Source organism: Microbacterium sp. TPD7012 (assembly GCF_003075395.1).
GTDB lineage: Bacteria > Actinomycetota > Actinomycetes > Actinomycetales > Microbacteriaceae > Microbacterium.
Genome location: NZ_QDFV01000004.1, coordinates 368,397 through 389,584, shown reverse-complemented (window position 1 = coordinate 389,584; position 21,188 = coordinate 368,397). Strand labels below are relative to the sequence as shown.

Genomic DNA, 21,188 nt, shown 5'->3' with positions numbered 1-21,188 from the left:
ACCTGATCAGTCGATCGGCTCGATGATCGGGATCGTCGTCGTGATGACCGGAACGGATGCCGAGAGCCTCGTGCCGTCCTCGCGCAGCGCGTCGGCGAACTGCCGCAGCGTCGGGCGTCCGGGGATCAGCGGCCCCTGGTCGGCGAGCGGGACCACGATGGCCTCGTCGGTCGTCGCGATGTAGGCGACGTCCCGCACGGTGAACGCGACGGGCGCCCCGCTGCGCACCCGCAGCCGGAGCTGATCCTTCGTCACCGTGACCTGCAGATCCGATCCCTGCCACTGCAGCGGGAACGACAGCGAGGGCCAGTCCGCCGGCAGGCGCGGATCGAAGCTGAGCTCGCCCGCGTAATCGCGCATGCCGCCGAAGCCGCAGACGAGCGCCGTCCACACCCCGCCGGCGGAGGCGACGTGCACACCGTCGGCGGCGTTGTGGTGCAGATCGTGCAGGTCGACGAACAGCGACTGCTCGAAGTACCGCTGGGCGAGGTCCTGATATCCCACCTCGGCGGCGAGGATGGACTGCACGACCGCCGACAGCGTGGAATCACCGGTCGTCAGCGGGTCGTAGTAGTCGAAGTCGGCCCGCTTCTCCTCCGGGGTGAAGTGGTTGCCCTGCAGGAACAGGGCGAGCACGACATCCGCCTGCTTCAGCACCTGGAACCGGTAGATCACCAGCGGGTGGAAGTGCAGCAGCAGCGGGCGCTGATCGGCCGGCGTCTGGGCGAGGTCCCAGACCTCGCGCTCGAGGAAGAGCGAATCCTGCGGGTGGATGCCGAGGCTCTCGCTGTACGGGATGAACATGGCCTCTGCGGCGCGCTCCCACGCCTCCGCCTCGCCCGAACCGAGACCCGTGCGCTCGACGAGCCGGGTGTAGTCCTCGGGATACGTCTCCTGGATCTCCCGCACGATCCGCGCCGCATAGCGGAGGTTGTACCGCGCCATCACATTCGTGTACAGATTGTCGTTCACGACCGTCGTGTACTCGTCGGGGCCGGTCACGCCGTGGATGTGGAAGGTCTCGATCGTCTCCCCCGCGCCGGGCTCCTCCATCAGCCGCGAGCCCCGCCAGAATCCGAGGGTCGCCCAGAGACGGGCCGTCTCGATCGCGATGTCCGCGCCCTCGCGACGCAGGAAGTCCTCGTCGCCCGTGGCGCGCACGTACTTGCCGAGCGCGAAGCTCACGTCGGCGTTGATGTGGTACTGCGCGGTGCCGGCGGCGTAGTAGGCCGATGCCTCCTCGCCGTTGATGGTCCGCCACGGGAACAGCGCGCCGGCCTCGTTCAGCTGCGCGGCCCTGCGGCGGGCGGCGGGCAGCATCTGCACGCGGGCGCGGAGGGCGTTGCGCGCCCACTGCGGCGACGTGTACGTGAGGAACGGCAGCACGTAGATCTCGGTGTCCCAGAAGTAGTGGCCGCTGTAACCCGAGCCCGAGACGCCCTTGGCCGGCACGCCGGTGCCGTCGGCGCGCGCGGATGCCTGCGCGAGCTGCAGCAGGCACCACCTGGTCGCCTGCTGGATGTCGTCGCGGCCGCCGATCTGCACGTCGCTGCGCTCCCAGAACGCGGCGAGCCATTCGGCCTGGCGGCGGAACTGCGTCTCGACGCCCTCCACCGCGACCCGGTCGAGCGAGCGCCGGCAGCGGTCGACGAGCTCGCGCGGCGGCACACCCCGCGAGGTGTGGTAGCTGACGAGCTTGGTGATCCGGATCGGGACGCCGGCCTTCGCCTGCACGCGGAACACGTTCTTGGCGATGTCGGGTTCGACGAGCTGACGGGCGCTGTACTCGTTGTCGGTCTCGATGATGTGGTCGGCGACCACCGCGACCGTCATGCCCGAGTCGGCCACCTGGTACGACAGCGTCGCGCGCAGGCCGTCCTGCCAGTACTCGGCGGGCTCGAGCACCCGATCCGCGATCTTCTCGGCCTTGCGAGGGTCGAAGCCGGCCTTCTTCTTCTGCGCCGCCACCGGCGTTCCGGCATAGACGTTGCCGCCGTCCTGCCGGTTGAGCAGCTGGCAGCTGATCGTCACCGGGGCGTCGGAGTTCTCGACCGTGACCTCGAGGCGGAGGATCGCCAGGTGCCGCTCCTCGAAGCTGACGATGCGCTCGTCGCGGATGCGCACGCGCTTGCCCGACGGGGTCTCCCAGACGACGAGTCGCTCCAGGACGCCGGTGCGCATGTCGAGGGTGCGCTGGTACTCGCGCACGTCGGCCTCGTCGAACGACATCGGCTCGTCGTCGACGTAGACGCGCATGATCTTCGCGTCGGGCGCGTTGACGATGGTCTGCCCCACCTCGGCGAAGCCGTAGGCCTGCTCGGCGTGGCGGATCGGCCAGGTCTCGTGGAGCCCGTTGATGAAGGTTCCGTGCTCGTGGGCGCCGCGGCCCTCGATGTGGTTGCCGCGGAGGCCGAGGTAGCCGTTGCCGACCGAGAACAGCGTCTCGCCCACGCCCTCCTCGGAGTAGCTCGTCTCGATGAGACGCCACGGGTCGACGGGGAAGCGGTCGCGGTCGATCATGCGGTCTCCGGGTTCTCGGTGCGGGTCTCGGAAAGGAAGACATCGAGGTCGTCGACGACGACGGTGGCCCCGGCGTCGCGCAGCGCGTCGGCGCCCGTGCCGCGATCGACGCCGACGACCGTGGCGAAGCCGGCTGCGGCGGCGGATGCGGCGCCCGACGTGGCGTCCTCGACGGCCACGGACCGGGCCGGGTCGACGCCGAGGGCGGCGGCGCCCGCGGCGAACATGTCGGCGGCGGGCTTGGAGGCGAGGCCGTCGCGCTCGGCGACGACGCCGTCGACGACGATCCGGAAGAAGTCACGGAGCCCTGCGGCCCCGAGCACCTCCTCGGCGTTCTTCGAGCTCGACACCACGCCGAGGGGCACACCGGCGGCGTGCAGCTTCTCGACGAGGGCGAGGGATCCGGGGTACGGCGCGATGCCCTCGCTGCGCAGCGAGACCGCGAAGGCGGCGTTCTTGCGGTTGCCGATGCCGCAGATCGTCTCGGCGGCGGGATCGTCGTCGACGTCGCCCCAGGGGACCTCGACGTTGCGGCTCTGCATCAGGCTGGCGACGCCGTCGTAGCGCTTCTTGCCGTCGACGAAGTCGAAGTAGTCGGCGTCGGTGTACGCAGGGGTGATGCCCCAGCGTGCGAAGACGTCGTCGAACACGACCTTCCATGCCCGCATGTGCACCTCCGCCGTCGGCGTCAGGACGCCGTCGAGGTCGAAGAGCACACCGTCGGCGTGGAGCAGATCGGGCAGGGCTTCTGGCACAGGAGCCTCCAGGAGAAGGGCGATGAGGGTTCGGCACCTCTCCGTGCCACTGTGCAAGCGTAATGCGGTGCGGCCCGGCGGGGTAACCCCTGACACGGCATCCGCTCAGAGGAGCCCTGCGGTCTGGCGGGCGATCTGCAGCTCCTCGTTCGTCGGGACCACGAGGACCGTGACGGGAGACGCATCGGCGGAGATGCGACGGATGCCGCGCTCGCGAGCCTCGTTGCGCGAGGGGTCGATCTCGACCCCGGCGAATCCGAGGGTCGCCAGGGCATCGGCTCTCACGCGCGCCGCGTTCTCTCCCACGCCCGCCGTGAAGGAGATGACGTCCACCCCGCTCAGCTGGGCGATGTAGGCGCCGGCGTACGCGCGGAGTCGATGGATGTAGACGTCGAAGGCGAGCGTCGCAGCATCGTCTCCCTCGTCCACACCGGCGAGGATGTCGCGCATGTCGCTGCGACCGGCGAGGCCGAGGAGCCCGCTGCGGCTGTTGAGCAGGCGGTCGAGGTCGTCGATCGACAGCCCGGCGCGCCGCGACAGGTGTACGAGGGCGGCGGGATCGAGGTCGCCGGATCGGGTGCCCATCACGAGGCCCTCGAGCGGGGTGAGGCCCATCGACGTCTCGACCGAGCGACCGCCGTCGATCGCGGTGACCGAGGCGCCGTTGCCGAGGTGGAAGACGATCTGCCGGAGGTCGGCGAGATCTCTGCCGAGGAACGCTGCCGCCTTCTCGCTCACGTACTGGTGGCTGGTGCCGTGGAAGCCGTAGCGGCGCACCCGGTGCTCGGCGGCGAGCGCGGCGTCGATCGCGTAGGTGAAGGCGGCCGGCGGCAGCGTCTGGTGGAAGGCGGTGTCGAACACGGCGACGTGCGGCACGGCGGTGAACACGGCCTTCGCCGCACGGATGCCGGCCAGGTTCGCCGGATTGTGCAGCGGCGCGAGCACCGCGAGCTCGTCGATCTGGCGTTCGACGTCGGCGTCGATCAGCGTCGGGGCGTAGAACCGGGCGCCGCCGTGCACCACGCGATGGCCGACGGCCACCGGCGGGCGCTCCTCCAGCGACGGGCCGTGCGCCGCGAACTGCTCCAGCATCACGGCGAAGGCGGCGTGGTGGTCGGCCACCGGCAGCTCGGACCGGTAGGTCGCATCGAGCACGGTCGGCACGGCATCCGCGGTCGTCTCCGGCCGGACCGTGTGCGAGACCGGGCTGGCGTCCTGGCCGATCCGCTCGATCAGGCCGTTCGCGAGCTCGCCCTCGGTCTCGACGTCGATCAGGCTGTACTTCAACGAGGAGGATCCGCTGTTGATCACCAGGATGGCGCTCATGCCGCGCCCTCGTCCGCGCTCTGGGCCTGGATGGCCGTGATCGCCACCGTGTTGACGATGTCGTCGACGAGAGCCCCGCGGGAGAGGTCGTTGATCGGCTTGTTGAGGCCCTGCAGCACCGGGCCGATGGCGACGGCGCCGGCGGAGCGCTGCACCGCCTTGTACGTGTTGTTGCCGGTGTTGAGGTCGGGGAAGACGAAGACGGTCGCCCGGCCCGCCACCGCGGAGTCGGGGAGCTTGGCTTTGGCGACGGCGGCGTCCGCCGCCGCGTCGTACTGGATCGGGCCTTCGACGAGCAGCTCGGGAGCCCGTTCGCGCACCAGGGCGGTGGCCGCACGGACCTTGTCGACGTCGGCTCCGGATCCCGACTCCCCCGTCGAATACGAGAGCATCGCGATGCGCGGCTCGATGCCGAACTGGCGGGCCGTCGCCGCCGAGGACACGGCGATGTCGGCGAGCTGCTCGCTCGTCGGGTCGGGGATCACGGCGCAGTCTCCGTAGACGAGCACGCGGTCGGCGAGCGCCATGAGGAAGACGCTGGAGACGACGTTCACGCCCGGCTTCGTCTTGATGATCTCGAACGACGGCCGGATCGTGTGCGCCGTCGTGTGCGCGGCGCCCGAGACCATGCCGTCGGCCAGGCCGAGGTGCACCATCATCGTGCCGAAGTACGAGACGTCGGTCACGGTGTCGGCCGCCTGCGCCAGGGTGATGCCCTTATGCGCCCGCAGGCGGGCGTACTCGGCGGCGAAGCGCTCGACCAGTTCGGGATCGGTGGTGCTGACGACCCGGGCCGCGGTGATGTCGACGCCGAGCTCGACGGCCCGCGCCCGCACCGACCCCTCGTCGCCGAGGATCGTGAGATCCGCGACCTCCCGGGCGAGCAGCGTGGCGGCGGCACGGAGGATGCGGTCGTCGTCGCCCTCGGGGAGGACGATGTGGCGCCGGTCGGCGCGCGCCCGCTCGATGAGGCCGTACTCGAACATGAGCGGCGTCACGACCCGCGATTCGGCGAGCCCGAGCTGCGTGGTCAGCTCGGCGATGTCGACGTGCGTCTGGAAGAGGCCGAGGGCGCGATCGTAGCGGGCTCGCGAGTCCGGCGAGATCACGCCGCGGGTGCCCATCACCCGCACCGCCGTGTCGTAGGTGCCGAGGTCGGTCGTGATGATCGGCACCGACGACGAGAAGCCGTCGAGGAGCTGCACGATCGGCTCCGGAAGAGGGAACGGTCCGTTGAGGATGATGCCGGCGATGCGCGGGAACGTGCCGGACGAATCGGCGAGCAGCGCCGCGAGGAGCACCTCGGTGCGATCCGCCGGGATCACCACGACCGCCTCCTCGGTCAGGCGCGGGAGCACGTTCACCATCGACATCCCGGCGACGACGATCGTGAGCGCCTCGCGTCCGAGCCTGTCGTCGTCGCCCTTGAGGAGCTTCCCGTCGACGGCGGCGAGGATGCTGCGGATCGAGGGCGCGACCAGCGCACGGTCCTCCGGGATCGCCCAGACGGGCGTCCCTGCCTCCGGAAGCGCTCCGGAGACGTCGGCGACGATGTCGTCGAGGGCGGCGGGATCGGCGCGGTTGACGACCACCGCGAACAGCTCGGCGCGCTCCTCGGCGAGCTCCGACAGCGCGAGGGCGGCGATCTGGCTGACGGCCGACGCGGTGCGCGCGGTCGTCGTGCCGAGCTGCTCGGCCTGACGCTGCTGATCGCGGCCGCTGAGCACGAGCAGCACGGGAGATCCGAGGTTCGCGGCGATCCGGGCGTTGTAGCCGAGTTCGGCCGGGCTCGCGACGTCGGTGTAGTCGCTGCCGATGATCACGACCGCGTCGCACTGCGCCTCGACCGCCTTGAAACGCGCGACGATGGTCGACAGCGCGGCGTCGGGATCGCCGCGGACGTCGTCGTAGGTGACGCCGATGCAGTCGTCGTAGTCGAGATGCACGCCGTCGTGGGCGAGCATCAGGTCGAGGATCTCGTCGCGCTCGGTGACCGACCGGGCGATCGGGCGGAACACGCCCACCCGCGGCGACACGCGCATCAAGGCGTCGAGCGCCCCGAGGGCGATCGTCGACTTTCCGGTATGGCCTTCGGCCGAGGTGATGTAGATGCTCCGCGCCACGGGTTCAGCTTAGGCGGGGTCTGCCGTGCACGCGCCGGACAGGGTGTCGACGATCGCAGTGGCGTCCTCCTGGAAGCGCGCGTAGTAGTCGCGGTCGGTGTTGATCTGCACGCGATGGATCGCGTGCGAGGGCGGCAGCTGCTGCCAGTCGGGCACTCGTCCGAGTCGCTCGTAGAACATCGTCGCCGCGGTGGCCGGATCCATCCGCGCCTCGACCGTGCCCCACCACTCCTGCTGCTGGAACAGGCCGATGCTGGTGGTGGGCGTGCCGTCGGGGTTGGTGAATCCGCGGGTCTCCCAGTCGCCGTAGTCGATGTTCTCGAGGCTGCTCTCCCCCATCGCCGTCATGACGCCGAGGATCTGCCCGTCGCGTCCGAACCCGAGGGCGGATGCCGTGCGCACGATGGTCGCGGCGTTCTCGAGCTGCTCGCCGCTCCAGCCTTCGATGCCCGCCTCCGGGAAGGTCTTCGGGTCGTCGAGGCAGATCGCCGCGGGATCGCGGGCGAGCCCGAGTGGGATCAGCACCAGGAGCGCGACGGCCGCCGCGACCGCTCCGGTCGAGATCAGGATGCGACGCAGCATCCGCCGACGACGCAGGCGGATCACCGCCTGACGGCGGGCTCCGGGCTTCCGATGCTTGGTCGCCCTCTTCCTCGTCGTTCCCCGCGCGGCGGTTCGCGCCGCGGCGGCGCGGGGCTTCGAGGTCTTCCGAGGTCGCGCCCTTCGCTGCGGGTTGGCCCGACCGCGGCTCATGGGGTCAGCATTTCGCGATCCGTTCGGCGACGCCGCCCGGCGAACGCGGCGACTCCTCCGCCGACGGCGCCGAACAGATGGCCCTGCCAGGACACGCCTTCCGCCGCCCCGAAGACACCGGCGAGCATCGATCCGCCGTAGAGGGCGATGACGATGAGCGCGATCACGGCGTAGAGGATGCGGTGCGCGACGCGGCCGGGAGCGAAGACGCGCATCACGACATAGCCGAAGTAGCCGAACACCAGGACGGAGGCGCCGACCGTCAGGGTGCCGGGCGCGTTGACGAGCCACGTGCCGAGTCCGCCGACGATCGCGACGATCGACGTGACCGCCCAGAACCGCCGTGCACCTTCGACGGCGACCAGGCAGCCGAGCACGAGGAAAGGCACGGAGTTGGCGATGAGGTGAGCCCAGTTCGCGTGCAGCAGCGGGCCGAGCACGATGCCGCCGAGACCGGTGACGTCCCAGGACCGCAGGCCGAATCCGGTGAAGGAGCCGGGCAGGATCGCGTCGAGGGTCTGGACGAGCCACATCAACGCGAGCAGCGCGACCGGCGACACGAAACGGCCGAGAGCGTTCGAGGTGCTCTGGGTGTTCGGGCTGTTGCGGGGCGGCATGACGGTCACCTGCTGATTGTCGCAGGCGTACCCCAGAGACGACTGGGCACGGCAAGCCGATCGGTCGCATCGCGGTCGAGCGCGCGGCAGCGACGTCGGGCGCGGATGCCAGGTTCGGGTTCAGCTGCCGGCGCGGATGTGGGTGAGGCGGGTGGGGATGCTCGGTCTCGGGGCGCGCCATCTCCCGTGGGGGTCCCACCAGGCCGGTCCGCGGATCTCGGGGACGCCGGCGTCCATCCGGATCTCCCACCCCGACGTGTCCAGCGACCGGTGATGCCACCAGCACAACGCGACCCCGTTATCGGTATGGGTCGGCCCACCCCGCGCATGCTCGACCACGTGATGGATCTCACACCACGACGCCGGGACATGACACCCGGGGATCAGGCACTCCTTGTCGCGAGCGAGGATCGCCCGCCGTTGATGCACCGGGAACACCCGATCGGTGACACTGATGCCCACGATCCGTCCCTCGTCGAAAAGGACACGTTGGATCGACCCGGCACAGGCCGTGTGCGCAGCAACATGCAGCCCGACCGGGGCGAGGGACCCGGCGATCCGCGCCCACCCGGTACCGGCCGCGACATCCTTCGCCTCCACGTGCACGACCAGCGTCGGCGACGCTCCACCCAGAGTGGGCATCTCCTCATGCCGCGCCGCGATCCCCAGCGCCGCAGCGAGCGCGTCGTGCCGCTTCTGTCCCGCACTGCGCCGATCAAACGCCTCCGGCTCATCGGCGGCCGAGTCATTCCGGTGCGGCTCATCCGTGCGCGCTGCGTCCCCTGGGGGCTGATCGGAGTCCTGGAACTGCACGCCGGGCATCGGGGGTCCGTCGGTCTTCGGGTTGCATTGCGCGTCGATGATCGCCTGCAACTGCGCCGCGACATCCGGGAGCAGATGCCCGCGGATCGCATGCAACCCGTCCTTCAACCGGCCGATCGTGAGGGACCGCTGATGCCGCGCGCCCTGCTCCGACGGCTCCGGACCGTCCGGGTCCAACACCATCGCCAACACCTGCGCGAACTGCCGCAGATCCTCCGGCGTCGCCGCGGGCGCGTCATCCGCCTCGGGTGCAGCGTCGATGTCGCTGTCATCCGCGTCGGTCTCGACATCCCGCTCCGCTGCACGGCACCCGCGGGCGTAATCCGCGAGCGCGGCATCCGCTTCCCAGAGAATTTCGCGCCCGAACCGGTGCGCGGCCCTGTCGATCGGCGTGATCGCCGCAAGGAAACCCGCGACCCCGACCACACCGTCGAGCAGCGCTTCCCGCAACGCCGGATACCGGGCAGGCAACCGCTCCCCTGACGACGGGCTCACGTCCCGGCGCACCGCATCCGCGACCTTCCCGACCCGCGTCGCCCCGGCCACATCCACCCGCAACACCCGCTGCAACAACTCGTTCTGCCCCCGACAGCCGAACGAGTGCGAGAAATCCGGATCCGCGGACGCGGTCGTCTCGACCACCACCGCCTCGATACGCCGGAACGCCGCTCCCGCGATACGCAGCACATCCATCCGCTCCGCGTCAGGCAGACCCGCCAACCCGTCACCGGACAGCACAGAATCGAGCTCGGCGACGACCCGATCCAAGATGTCCGTGCGGCTGTTCATAACCCCCAGTCAACCTGGGGCCACCGACATTCAGACCCATAAAAGACCCCGATCAGAATGCTTTTCCGGTATATCAGAATGCAGTTCCAGAGCCTTCGCTTCGTCTCCGCCCGAGCAGACGACCACCGCCGAAGCCGCGACAGCACAGACATGGCTCGTCGACGCATTCAAAGACCCACGACATCCGGCACCTCCACGATTTCGGAATCGGGGGAAGATGCCGCGGACGCAGGGACGCACATGGCATCGACCCGCTCGAGGGCAAAGAAAATGACCCTCCGCGCACCCAGCAGAGCCCGGTTACCCTTGCTGCGTTTCCGCCCTGGGGGAATTGGCCTGGATGCCGCCACGCGGAGAGCCGAGATCCATCCTAACCCGACGCGCACGAACCCCCGAATCGTGGGGCGACCGCGTCCGCATCCTCAGGGAAAGCTGCCAGAGCGCCGACCCCTCCGCAGGGTTACGATCGAGTAACGCGCACCGAGGCGCCAACGCGAGAGGGAACGCATGCCAGAGAACTCCCCCCGGATCCCGGCGATGATCGACGCCGACGCGTTCGCCGCGCAGACCTCGGCGATCCTGTCGTCGATCGGCCAGGTGATCGACGGGAAGCCGGATGCCGTGCGCAGCGCTCTCGTCTGTCTGCTGGCGGAGGGCCACCTTCTCATCGAGGACGTTCCCGGGGTCGGCAAGACCATGCTGGCTCGAGCCCTCGCTGCGAGCGTCGACGCGACGGTGCGCCGCATCCAGTTCACCCCCGACCTGCTCCCCGGCGACGTGACCGGCGTCTCGGTCTACAACCCGGTCGACCGCGAGTTCGAGTTCAAGCGCGGAGCGATCTTCGCGCACATCGTGATCGCCGACGAGATCAACCGCTCCTCCCCCAAGACGCAGTCCGCCCTGCTCGAGGCGATGGAGGAGGGCCAGGTCACGGTCGACGGCGCCACGCATCCGCTGCCGAAGCCGTTCCTCGTGGTCGCGACGCAGAATCCCCTGGAGATGGAGGGCACCTACGCGCTGCCGGAGGCCCAGCGCGACAGGTTCATGATGCGCATCTCGATGGGGTATCCGGATGCCGCCGCCGAAGCCCTCATGCTCCGCCAGCGCGATGTGGTGAATCCGCTGGCCGCGGTCTCGCCGGTGGCGAACGCGCTGTCGATCTCGCAGCTGATCGCCTGGGCCCGGTCGGTCCATGTCGCCCCGGCCCTCGAGGAGTACGCGGTCGCGCTCGCCCAGGCCACGCGCTCCGACCCGAACCTCCACCTCGGGGCGAGCCCCCGCGCCACGCTGCAGCTCGTCCGATCGGCCAAGGTCTGGGCAGCACTCGACGGGCGCGACTTCGTGATCCCGGACGACATCACCGCGCTGCTGATCCCGGTGCTCGCCCATCGACTTCTTCCCGCACGCGGTGCGCATCGCGCCGGCGCGCAGCCCGTCGAGGCCGCTCTCACCCAGATCGTGGAACGGGTGCGCGTCCCCGTCGCGACGCGCTCCTGACCGGGACCCCCGATGCGCCGCCGCCGAACACTCACCGCACGGGGCACGGGTGCGCTCGTCGCGGCGCTGGGGTGCATGATCGCCGCCAACCTCGTCGGCGCGCGCATCCTCCTCTATCTCGGCCTGCTGCTCGCGCTGCTGACGCTGTTCTCGGTCATCGCCGTCCGCGTGCCCCGTCGCTCCGGCACCGTGACGCGGCGCATCTCCACCGACCTGCTCACCGTGTCGGAGGCGTCTCGGGTGACCGTGCGCTTCACCCTCCGCGCTCTGCGGGTGCCGCGCGGACTCTGGCATGATGTGCTGCCCGATGCGGTGACCGGCGATTCCGGGGGCGAGTATCCGCCGGAGACGGGACAGCTCAGCTATCTGATCACCGGAGTGCGCCGCGGCGTCTGGCCTCTCGGACCGCTGATGCTGCGCACCGTCGACCCCTTCGGCCTGGCGCAGCGCGAGCAGTCGTTCGGCGACACCCGGAGCATCACCGTCGTGCCGGAGATCTTCACGCTCCCACCGCTCGCCGTGCGCGTGGGAGCCGCCGGCGGCACCGCGCACACGTCGTCGAGCCGTCTCGGTCAGGGCAGCGACAACCTCTCGCCGCGCGGCTACATCCCCGGCGACTCCATGCGCCGCATCCACTGGCGGGCGACCGCGCACCGCGGGCAGCTGATGGTGCGGCAGGAGGAAGAGGAGTCCAGCCCGGATGCCGTGGTCGTGCTCGACCGCAGCGGTCGACGGTGGGACACCCCGGGTGCGCACGCCGACCCGGCCTTCGAGACCGCGGTGTCGATGTGCGCGTCGACGGCCGTGCACCTGGCCGGCGAGGGATACAGCGTCGACGTGATCGACAGCGCCGGCGCGCTGCTCGGCACGCTGCGCGGCCACGAGGACGATCGCGACGGGCTGCTGGTGGCGCTGGCCATGGTCGCGCCGCGCGGAGAGAGCCGGGACCTCGCCACGCTCATCGGGGGAACGCCGCCGGGGCCGCTGGTGTACATCACGGGTCGCCTGGACGAGGAGGACGCCGCCCTGCTCCGTCCGTCCGGAGCGACAGCGCCGATGCTGTTCAGCACCGAGCTCCTCGACGGCGCCACGGCCGCCGCCACTCAGCACGGCTGGACCGTGTCGCCCCTGGGAGCCGACGTCGCCGAGGCCTGGGAAGACGCGGTCTCCGCGCGGATCGGTGTCGGTGATGTTCCGCGCTGAGCGAGCGGCGACGGCGAGCGCGCAGCCGACGACGCCGCCGCGCTGGCACCGCGAGCACGAGGACCCGGCGCGTGTGGTCGCCACGGGGGCACTCGCCGCAGTGGCCTCCTTCGTCGCCCTGTGGCCGTTCACCTCCGTCATCGATCCGGGCGCGTGGTCGTTCACCGTCGTCATCGTCGTCGTCGTGGTGGCGGGTACCGGGATGCTGATGCGCCACCTCCTGCGGCGGCGGCCGCCGTGGCTCGGCGACGTGCTGACATTCGCCGTCCAGCTGGTGGTGGCGGTCGCCGTGGTCACGCAGCTGGTCGCCGGCGACACCGCGTTCCTCGGCATCTTCCCGACCTCGACGACGCTGACCCTCTTCGGCGCCCTCGGCGCCGCCGCCTGGGAGCAGGTCGTCTTCGGAACAGCACCGCTCGACCCCTCACCCGGGCTCGCGGCGGCCATGGGCTCGGGGTTCGCTGTCATCGCGATCCTCCTGGATCACCTCGTCGCGCACCGCTCCGCCGTGATCGCGGCGCTGCTGACCGGAGTGGTCGGCGCGATCCCGATGATCGTCACGCTGGGCGAACCCCACGTCGTCTGGTTCGTGATGCTCGGCGTGCTGGTCCTCATCCTGTTCCGGTTCACCGCGCGGCGGCATCCGCTCTCCCCGAGCCGCTCGTCCACGTCGATCGCCGTCACCGTCGGCGCGGCGGCCCTGGCGGCGACCGTCGTGATCGCCCCCGCGCTCCCGGTGGCCGCGAACCTCGCGGGAACCGGGGTCGGCGTCACGGTCGACGCCTCCCTGCGGCTCGGCGACGATCTGCGCCAGCCGAACCCGGTCGAGGTGCTCACCGTGGCGGCGAAGGGCGAGATCGCCCCGTACCTGCGCCTCACCACCCTGTCGCGCTTCGACGGCCGCGTCTGGCAGCCGGATCGCGGCGATCTGCAGTCGCAGGACGAAGGCTTCGGCGACCCGGAGTGGAGCCCGGACGTCGCGACCGAGGAGCAGACGACCTCGATCCGCATCCTCCGCATGTCGAGTTCCTGGCTGCCCGTGCCCTATCCGGCCACCAGCGTGCAGGGTCTCACCGGCTCCTGGCGGGTGTCGGTCGACAACCGCACCCTCGTCTCGCGCAGCGCGGATGCCGCGGGCAACGACTACACGGTCGGATCGACGCGAGTGACCCCGACCCTCGAGCAGATCCGCGCCCTCGATGCCGCGCAGCCCGTCATCGATCCCGACGCGGAACCGGTCGAGCTGCCCGAGATCATCGCGGCTCTCGCAGACGAGGTCACAGCGGAGGCCGGCACCGACTACGACCGGCTCGTCGCCCTGCAGACCTGGTTCCGCTCCGAGTTCATCTACTCGCTGGAGACCCCGGTCGAAGAGGGCTTCGACGGCACCGGCGCGGAAGCGGTCGCCCAGTTCCTCGATGAGCGATCGGGTTACTGCGTGCACTTCGCGGGGGCGTTCGCGCTCATGGCGGAGAGCCTCGGGATGCAGACGCGCATCGTCGTCGGCTACCTGCCCGGAGCGCTGACCGACGAGAAGCGCGGCGAGGAGTCCGTGTTCTCGGTGTCCAGCGATCAGCTGCACTCCTGGCCGGAGGTGCTGTTCCCCGGCGTGGGGTGGGTGCCGTTCGAGCCCACCGCCTCGCTCGGTGTTCCGACGGCCTTCCGTGCCGGCGCGGTCGAGGGCGGCGGGACGGGCGGACCTTCCGCTCCCGCACCGACGACGGCTCCGCAGGCCGAGGAGTCCGCAGGACCCGAGATCGAACGCGGCGACGCGGCGGACGATGCCGGAACCGGCGGAGAGCTGCGCCGACTCGACCCGTTGCCCGTGGTGCTCACGGCGGTGGGAGCGATCGTGCTGCTGCTCCTCCCCGCTCTGATCCGCCGCATCGAGCGGGTGCTGCGTCTGCGCCGCGCGGCACGGGGCGACGCGGCGGCGGTGTGGGCCGAGCTGCGCGACACCCTGATCGATCTGCAGCTGCCGGTCTCGGATGCCGACACCCCGCGGATGCGTGCGGCTGACCTCATCCGGGACAGCGCCGTCGATCCGGAGGCGATGAGCCGGCTGACCGATGCCGTCGAACGGGCGAACTACGCGCGCACCGGTGCGGCGCCGATCGACCTCGCCGCCCCGTTGGGTGTCGTCCTCGGACGCCTGCGTCGCAGCGTCGATCGTCCGACGCAGGTGCGCGCCCTGCTCTTCCCCCGCTCGCTGTTCGCGACGAGGAGCACGGCGGGGGCGGTTGCGGCCTGAGAAGGAACAGTTCACAGACCGCTCTGTGCGCCGCGTCGGTCGAGCGCTCCGGCGCGATGTATGCCGAGATATCGCTGCGCGTTTCGTAGCCTCGCTCCTATGAAGAAAAACGGGAGATGGTCGCTGTTCGGTGGGCTCTTGTTCTTCGGCATCGGTGTCTACATGGTGATCCGGGGCGTCGGGCCCGAGGTGCACTCGTACGTCGCGGCCGTCCTCGTCTTCGTCGCGGCAGCCGCGTGGATCACGCGATTCATCGTCGACGTCCGAGAGGCGGAGAAGGCATCGAAGGCCGAGAAGGCGAGCGAGTCAGAGACGGCACGCGAACCGTAGAAGGTTGCGCGGCTGTCGCTGTCAGCGCGTGCCGGTGTGGACTGCCTGAGCGGTGCGTCAGGCCGCGTGCGCGGCGCAGGGCACGGACTCGCAGTCGGCGCAGACGACGAACTGGGCTCGGCAGGAGAGATCGGGGCAGTTGGCCGTGCGCTTGGTCGCTGCGCCGCAGCCGACGCATTCGCCGACGATCTGCGCATGCTCGGAGAAGTCGATCGAGCCACGCTTGTCGAAGACGTAGAGCGAGCCCTCCCACAGGCCTTCGTCGCCGTACTTCTCGCCGTAGCGGACGATCCCGCCTTCCAACTGATACACCTCGCCGAACCCGCGCGCCGTCATCAGGCTGGACAGCACTTCGCAGCGGATGCCACCGGTGCAGTACGTGACGACGGGCTTGCCCTTGAGATCGTCGTAGGCGCCGGAGTCGAGGAGCTCGACGAAGTCCCTCGTGGTCTCGGTGTCGGGAACGACCGCTCCTCGAAAGCGACCGATCTGCGCCTCGAGGGCGTTACGCCCATCGAAGAAGACGACGTCGTCACCACGCTCGTCCACGAGCTCGTGCAGCGCTTCGGGCGTGAGCCTCGTTCCTCCGCCGATCACGCCGCGCTCGTCGACCTTCAGCTCACCTGGGGCGCCGAAAGACACGATCTCGTCGCGCACCTTGACGCTGAGCTTGGGGAAGTCGACGCTGCGCCCCTCGGCATCCAGCCCGGTCCCCTCGCTCCACTTGATGTCGGCGCCCGTGAACGGCGCGTAGGAGCGGAAGGAGCGCGACCACTTCTTCAGCGCACGGACGTCGCCTCCGAGTGTGCCGTTCACGCCGTCCTTTGAGATGATGAGGCGCCCGCGCAGGCCGAGTGCCTCGCCGAGGTCGCGCTGCCAGAGGCGGATCGCCTCGGGGTCGGCGAGGGGCGTGAAGGCATAGAACAGGACGATCTTCGGGGTTGCCACCTAGGGATCCTACGTCGTGTCCCCCGGCCGGTCCGAACGCTGGGACGCTGCGCGGCTGCCTCATCTCACGTCACGGTTCATGAACGAGAGCCACCCTGCCAGGAGAGCCGCCGTCACCCATCCGGCCGTCACGAGGACGGCCGTGGAGCCGTCGAGACTCTCTCCCGGCATGATCCCCACGGCAGCGACGTCGAATCGAAGGGCCTGCAGCATCGCGAGAAGGGGCAGATAGACGGCCCCGGCCTTCCATAAGATCGCGACCAGAAGCCCAGCACCCATCGACAGGGACGCGGCGAACAGAGCCACGAGATGAGCCTGTACGACGATTCCGAGCCCCATCCCCCAGAGCCCGGCGATGGCGCCGAGCGCGAGCGTGGATCCGACCGCTGTCCCGTCCAGCGCGATGCCGCCGATCGCGAAGGCCAACGCCGCGTGACCGCCGGCGAGTCCCGCAAGAGCCACGACCGCCCCGCCGAGGGCAGAAGCGGGCGCCCTGACGAGGAGAGTCACCCACCGGGGCTGCAGCATCAGACGCTGGGCGACGACACCGTCGCGCCGATCAAGGGTGTAGCGGAAGGAACCGTAGACGGACGCGAGGACTGCGCCGTACGTCGCGAGCACGGCGGTGAACGGCGCGGTGAGTGCTGTCCGGACGTCGGCCGGCGCCTCGGCGAGTTCCGGCGGGATGCTGGTCGCCAAGGAGAGAGAGACCGCGAACGCCGCCACGACGACCCACAGCAGGACGATGTCGCCCGCGAAGGTGCGCGCGTGGGCTCGAAGAGCCTGGCCGATCACCCCACCCTCCTGCGGCCCCGGACCCACGCGATCGCGACCAGCCCGGCGGTCCACGCGAGGCCGACGCCGAGGGCCGGGAGGAACTCGAGCAGGCGGGCCTGATGTCCCGGCACACTCAAGGCGGCGATGGCCATCCCCGGCGAGAACCTCGCCACCTCGGGCGCGGTGCGCAGCAATGCGAATTCCACTGCCATCGGGAAGACCAGGACGATGGCGGCGGTGACGTAGTAGTTCCGGGTGATCCAGCCGACAGCTCCTCCGATGAGTGCACCGAGAATCGCACCGACCAGAGCACCCGCGTACACGCGCCACGCATCCTGTGTGAGAGTGAGCCCCAGCCCGTTCTGGGCCAGGATGAGCGATACACCTGCTGTCCAGATCACGAAGATACCCGCGGACAACGCGATGGCGATGGCGGCACCCGCCACGAGCTTTCCCGAGAAGGCGCGACGGAAGCCGACTCCGGTGAGCGTCCTTTCGATCGAGCCGTAGTAATACTCACGCGTGACCCCGTACGCACCTACGAACGCCGCGGAGATCCCGGACCAGGCGAGCGGCTCCAGAAGTCGAGCGGTGGCCGCGCCGGAGTCGAGCCCGGCGAGAGCCAGGCGCGAACCGTCGGAGAAGAGCACGAACGCCGGGATGAGGAGCGCGACAAAATAGACGGCCAGGATGGAGAGCCCGCTCAGGGAGCGCAGGACCTCGCTCTGGATCACACCTCTCATGCCGACACTCCTTCGACGAGATCGAAGTACTTGCTCTCCAGCGAGTCGGATTCGTTCGTGACGAGGTCTTCCAGTCGCCCGGCGAAGAGCGCACGTCGCTTGATGACGACGACCTCATCCACGACCTGTTCCAGCTCGGCGAGCTGATGGCTGGCGATCAGCACGGTGCCGCCGCGCGCGGCATAGCCGAGCAGGAATCTACGCAGCCAGCGGATTCCGTCGGGGTCCAGCCCGTTCGCCGGCTCGTCCAGAACGAGTGTGCGAGGCGAACCGATGAGAGCGGCGGCCAGACCGAGGCGCTGCGCCATCCCCGTCGAGAACGTCTTCACGCGACGACGGGCATCCGCGGCCAGTCCCACCTCCTCCAGCACCGTATCGACTCGGCCCCGAGGAACGCCCGCCGCGAGCCGGGTGATCTCCAGATGCCGGCGCGCCGTGATGCCTGCTTCGAAACCGAACCCGTCCATGTGGACACCGACGTGCGCTGCGGGGTTCTCGAGTGCGGCGAAGGGCGCGCCGTCGATCAGACTGTCGCCGATCGTCGGCTTGAGCAGGCCGACGATCGTCCGCAGCGTGGTCGACTTGCCGGCGCCGTTTGGCCCCAGCAGGCCGACGATCGACCCGCGCGGTACGACGAACGACAGCTCCTCCACTGCGACCCGCTGGCCGTACCTCTTTGTGAGTCCTCGGACTTCGATTGCGTTGTCGTTCATCTTCGCTCTCTCCTAGTTCTCGATCTGAAGGGCCGACAGCGGCCATATCACGCCCGTCACCCAGAGCGTCTGCCACAGGTTTCCCACGCCGAGGTCGACGCGCGCCTGTCCCGTCGAAGGCAAGCTCCCACTCCCCTCGGACACGTCCACCCCGGCGACGATCACCGCGGGGACCGACACAACCTGCGCCCTCACGGGAACCAGAGCGTCGAGCGGAACCTCGGTCGGTTGGGGTCGCCGGGGGCGGGTCGTTCCCGCGCCGATCTGCTCGTTCACGAGGAGACCGCTGCTCATGAGCTCCACACGGGATCCGGCGGGCACCTCCACCCCAGCCCTGTCGCCCGCGTGCACGAGGAGCACGCGGTCACCGTGTGCGGTGAAGCCGTACGTGGCCGTCATCGGCACGGGGATGAGGGCTCCGGCGATCGCGACGCTCGCGATGAGAGCGGCATTGACCGAGACGAAGCGGAGCCGTGAGACCCCCGACCTCAGGACGCGGTGCAGTGCCCGGAAGACGATCCCGATGCCGACGAGGACCACGACCGCTTCCAGCGCCACCACGAGCAGGCCGAGGACGGGTCCTCCTCCGGCGAGCGCCCGAACTGCGCGTGAGACCGCGAACAGCACCAGGAAGACCGGAGCCATGAGGCTCGCCAGGCCGAACGGCACGCTCCACCACCTCTCCAGGCATCTGCTCGTCCGCTGTCCGCCGAACAGGAGACGAGTCAGGAAGTCCGCGCCGTCCCGAATCGATCGATCTCTGAGGTTCGGCTCGTCCATCGCGCTCATGAGCGCGATGTACCCGTCGAATCGCACGAACGGAATCAGGTTGACCAGGACGATGCCCCCACACGCGACCGCGAGGAGCAGGAGCGTCTGCCTGACCCCCGGCTGCGGGAGAATGAGCGCGACGACGAGCGCGATCGCGGCGACGACAGCATGCACGGCAGGCCCCGCGAGCGCGACCGCGACACGTTGCCGACGATCAGGGAGGCGCCACCCGTCAGTGACATCCACGAAGAACGCGGGTGTGAGGTAGAACAGCATGAAACCCGCGCGGCGCGGGCTGCCGCCGAACCTCGTGAGCGTGAGTCCGTGGGCGCTCTCGTGGAGCAATGTCAGGATCGAGAGTGCCGCGAGAAGACTCACGAGACCGAGCAACGGTACCGGCGCGGACAGAACGTCCAGCAGCTCGCTCGCCTGCAGGATCGCGGCGACCAGTCCCAGGCAGAACAGCACGGCACCTGATATCAGAGCCGTCCGGCGGGAGACCGGCACCATCGATCGGTCGAGGCGGTCGAAGATGCCCGGCGCACGAAGCGTCGCGAGTTGCAGGGTGAGCGGGGGCCGGTAGGTGATTCGGCCCGGCGGGAGCTTCGTGTCTCCTTCGAGGAGCCCGTTGGCGCGGAAGCGTCGGACCAGCTCGAGGAAGCTCTCCAGCGACTCGGATGCGGCGAAGCGCTGGTGCAGATCATGGAGCGCCGTTTCGCCGTCCATCGCTGTCAACAGTTCGGCGACCGTCCGGGAGACCCTCGACGTCGGCACTCCATGCAACACCGTGATCCGCACCGCTTCATCGGGCGCTCCCTCGAAGACGACACCGGAAGCGAGCCGCGGCCGAGCGTCGGCAGCGAGCGGGGCCGCTTCCGGTGAGTTCCGTCGGTGAGTGAACCTAGTGAGCGGCATCGTCATCCACCACTTCCGGCGGTCCCGCCCACGACGTCGTGAGAAGGAGGATGTCCGCTCCGTGGTGCGTTCGCACCGGAGAGACGGCAGGTGGGTCGAAGCCGGCTTCGATGAGCTCCTGCGAGAGGATATCGTGGTCGAGCACCCGCAGTCGGCTGGTGAGGACGGTGACTTCGCCGCCCTCCGTCACGTCGGAGGCCCGCACCCAGTTGACGACGCGCACCGCGCCGCCGTCTTCGATCTGCTGGGAGAAGAGGTAGATCTCGTCTCCGTCAGGCCCGGGCACCCTGATCTCCTGGTCTCTGGACTCCGAGAGGCCCTCCGCAGAGATACCTCCCGCGATGGTGAAGGCGAAGACGCCGTCGGCCGCGAGGTGGCGCCGCACGTTCGCGTAGAGACGCGATCTCCCTATGCGATCGAGCAGGGTGATCGACGTCGCACCGATGATGATGAGCCCGAATCGACCCGCCAACGCGAAGTCGCGCATGTCCGCGACAGCACAATCCAGCATCGGGTGGTCGGGCAATGCGCGTCGAAGGTGGCGGAGCATGTCGTCGGAAAGATCGATCGCGGTCACCCGTCGTCCGGATCTCACGAGCGGGACGGTCAATCTCCCGGTACCCGCCGCGATATCGAGAATCGGATCCGCGGAGTTTCTCGCAAGCGCCAACACTTCTCGAATCTCTGCTCGGTCGGGCCCGACCAGCCGTTCATAGAAGTCGGTGCCGGTACCCGCGTACAGGTCCTGCTCCTTGGGGACCGCACCGGCCATGTCGAGTCGCGCCGCCATGGCATCGGTAATCAGTCGTGACATGCACACCTCACCTTTCAATGGGAAGGATCGGGTGCGGGCGCGGTGTTGCGCCCGCACCCGATGTTCAGGTCGCGATCGCTGCGGCACCGCCGATGATGGCGATGATGTAGCTCGCGTGCTCCCACCATTCGAGAGGTGCGTCAAGCTGTTCGAGTTCGATGAAGTCCAGCGTCTCTGTCTGCAATTCCTACCTCCTGGGTCAACCTTGTGAATGCTCTTCCTACGTCAGAGCGAGAATCCCGATGATGACGCCCACGGCGAAGCCGCGCATGAAGTCATCGGTGTCATTCAGCGCCTCCATGGCCTCGAGCTCCGTGAACTCGAGCTTCGGTGCTGCAGTTCGCATGCTCATTCCTTTCCTCGTTCGAATCCTTCGATCGCCGAGATCATGTCGCGATGGCCGCGGCGGCGCCGATGAGAACCAGCGCACTGATCGTGCCCTTGTAGAAGCTCTCCCAGCTCGGGGCCTCCATCTCGTCCAGTTCCTGGAAATGGATCTGCATTTCAACGTTGCTGTTCAT

Annotated in this window: 20 protein-coding genes and 1 other RNA gene; 4 read left to right on the top strand and 17 right to left on the bottom strand. The window is 69.4% G+C overall.

All coding sequences use genetic code 11. From position 1 onward, the window contains the following. Positions 1–6 precede the first annotated feature (6 nt). The 8 genes from DC434_RS13340 to ffs all read right to left on the bottom strand — a co-directional run bounded on the left by DC434_RS13340 (position 7) and on the right by ffs (position 10,068). Entirely contained in the window at positions 7–2,520 is a 2,514-nt protein-coding gene (locus DC434_RS13340; protein ID WP_116635767.1) for a glycosyl hydrolase family 65 protein, read from the bottom strand. After that, positions 2,517–3,275 carry an HAD-IA family hydrolase gene (locus DC434_RS13335; protein WP_116635766.1) on the bottom strand — a complete coding sequence of 253 codons (759 nt, stop codon included), beginning with the start codon at positions 3,273–3,275 and terminating at the stop codon, positions 2,517–2,519. The genes DC434_RS13340 and DC434_RS13335 overlap by 4 nt, the downstream gene beginning before the upstream one ends. A gap of 105 nt (positions 3,276–3,380) precedes the next feature. After that, complete coding sequence (locus tag DC434_RS13330; RefSeq protein WP_116635765.1) at positions 3,381–4,601, bottom strand: acetate kinase; 1,221 nt, start codon at positions 4,599–4,601, stop codon at positions 3,381–3,383. Then, on the bottom strand, positions 4,598–6,724 hold the full coding sequence (pta, locus tag DC434_RS13325) for a phosphate acetyltransferase (RefSeq protein WP_116635764.1): 2,127 nt from the start codon (positions 6,722–6,724) through the stop codon (positions 4,598–4,600). The genes DC434_RS13330 and pta overlap by 4 nt, the downstream gene beginning before the upstream one ends. Before the next feature lie 9 nt (positions 6,725–6,733). Further along, positions 6,734–7,477: a hypothetical protein gene (locus tag DC434_RS13320; protein ID WP_243408929.1), complete on the bottom strand. Its 744-nt coding sequence runs from the start codon at positions 7,475–7,477 to the stop codon at positions 6,734–6,736. Further along, a complete protein-coding gene (locus DC434_RS13315) occupies positions 7,474–8,094 on the bottom strand; it encodes a rhomboid family intramembrane serine protease (protein ID WP_116635956.1) in 621 nt (206 codons plus the stop codon). The genes DC434_RS13320 and DC434_RS13315 overlap by 4 nt, the downstream gene beginning before the upstream one ends. Positions 8,095–8,214: 120 nt before the next feature. Continuing rightward, positions 8,215–9,705, bottom strand: a complete 1,491-nt coding sequence (locus DC434_RS13310; RefSeq protein ID WP_116635763.1) for an HNH endonuclease signature motif containing protein — start codon at positions 9,703–9,705, stop codon at positions 8,215–8,217. 266 nt (positions 9,706–9,971) lie between these two features. Then, positions 9,972–10,068, bottom strand: an RNA gene (gene ffs, locus DC434_RS13305) — signal recognition particle sRNA small type. A 144-nt stretch (positions 10,069–10,212) separates the two neighbouring features. Between ffs and DC434_RS13300 the strand changes: the two genes are divergently transcribed. From DC434_RS13300 to DC434_RS13285, 4 genes are all read left to right on the top strand, one after another. Continuing rightward, positions 10,213–11,202, top strand: coding sequence for a MoxR family ATPase (locus DC434_RS13300; RefSeq protein WP_116635762.1), 990 nt, complete (start codon positions 10,213–10,215; stop codon positions 11,200–11,202). Positions 11,203–11,214: 12 nt separating this feature from the next. Beyond that, positions 11,215–12,405, top strand: a complete 1,191-nt coding sequence (locus DC434_RS13295) for a DUF58 domain-containing protein (protein WP_116635761.1) — start codon at positions 11,215–11,217, stop codon at positions 12,403–12,405. Beyond that, positions 12,392–14,656 carry a DUF3488 and transglutaminase-like domain-containing protein gene (locus DC434_RS13290; RefSeq protein ID WP_116635760.1) on the top strand — a complete coding sequence of 755 codons (2,265 nt, stop codon included), beginning with the start codon at positions 12,392–12,394 and terminating at the stop codon, positions 14,654–14,656. Before DC434_RS13295 ends, DC434_RS13290 begins: the two co-directional genes overlap by 14 nt. A 99-nt stretch (positions 14,657–14,755) precedes the next feature. Beyond that, positions 14,756–14,986 (top strand): hypothetical protein, encoded by a 231-nt coding sequence (locus DC434_RS13285; RefSeq protein WP_133192804.1) that lies wholly within the window; start codon positions 14,756–14,758, stop codon positions 14,984–14,986. Positions 14,987–15,043: 57 nt separating this feature from the next. Here the strand turns inward: DC434_RS13285 and DC434_RS13280 are convergent, their stop codons facing one another. From DC434_RS13280 to mpaA1, 9 genes are all read right to left on the bottom strand, one after another. Next, positions 15,044–15,934 carry a rhodanese-related sulfurtransferase gene (locus tag DC434_RS13280; RefSeq protein WP_116635758.1) on the bottom strand — a complete coding sequence of 297 codons (891 nt, stop codon included), beginning with the start codon at positions 15,932–15,934 and terminating at the stop codon, positions 15,044–15,046. A 60-nt stretch (positions 15,935–15,994) separates the two neighbouring features. Continuing rightward, positions 15,995–16,729 (bottom strand): hypothetical protein, encoded by a 735-nt coding sequence (locus tag DC434_RS13275; protein WP_116635757.1) that lies wholly within the window; start codon positions 16,727–16,729, stop codon positions 15,995–15,997. Then, a complete protein-coding gene (locus DC434_RS13270; RefSeq protein WP_116635756.1) occupies positions 16,726–17,454 on the bottom strand; it encodes an ABC transporter permease in 729 nt (242 codons plus the stop codon). Before DC434_RS13270 ends, DC434_RS13275 begins: the two co-directional genes overlap by 4 nt. Beyond that, positions 17,451–18,167, bottom strand: coding sequence for an ATP-binding cassette domain-containing protein (locus DC434_RS13265; protein WP_116635755.1), 717 nt, complete (start codon positions 18,165–18,167; stop codon positions 17,451–17,453). The genes DC434_RS13270 and DC434_RS13265 overlap by 4 nt, the downstream gene beginning before the upstream one ends. Positions 18,168–18,179: 12 nt before the next feature. Further along, positions 18,180–19,853 (bottom strand): daptide biosynthesis intramembrane metalloprotease, encoded by a 1,674-nt coding sequence (mpaP, locus tag DC434_RS13260; RefSeq protein ID WP_347707150.1) that lies wholly within the window; start codon positions 19,851–19,853, stop codon positions 18,180–18,182. After that, positions 19,840–20,625: a daptide-type RiPP biosynthesis methyltransferase gene (gene mpaM, locus DC434_RS13255; RefSeq protein WP_243408928.1), complete on the bottom strand. Its 786-nt coding sequence runs from the start codon at positions 20,623–20,625 to the stop codon at positions 19,840–19,842. The genes mpaP and mpaM overlap by 14 nt, the downstream gene beginning before the upstream one ends. A 106-nt stretch (positions 20,626–20,731) precedes the next feature. After that, positions 20,732–20,851, bottom strand: a complete 120-nt coding sequence (gene mpaA3, locus DC434_RS20455; protein WP_341944813.1) for an MpaA3 family daptide-type RiPP — start codon at positions 20,849–20,851, stop codon at positions 20,732–20,734. Positions 20,852–20,887: 36 nt separating this feature from the next. Then, a complete protein-coding gene (gene mpaA2 / locus DC434_RS20430; protein ID WP_279303212.1) occupies positions 20,888–21,013 on the bottom strand; it encodes an MpaA2 family daptide-type RiPP in 126 nt (41 codons plus the stop codon). 40 nt (positions 21,014–21,053) lie between these two features. Further along, complete coding sequence (gene mpaA1 / locus DC434_RS20425) at positions 21,054–21,188, bottom strand: MpaA1 family daptide-type RiPP (RefSeq protein ID WP_279303211.1); 135 nt, start codon at positions 21,186–21,188, stop codon at positions 21,054–21,056.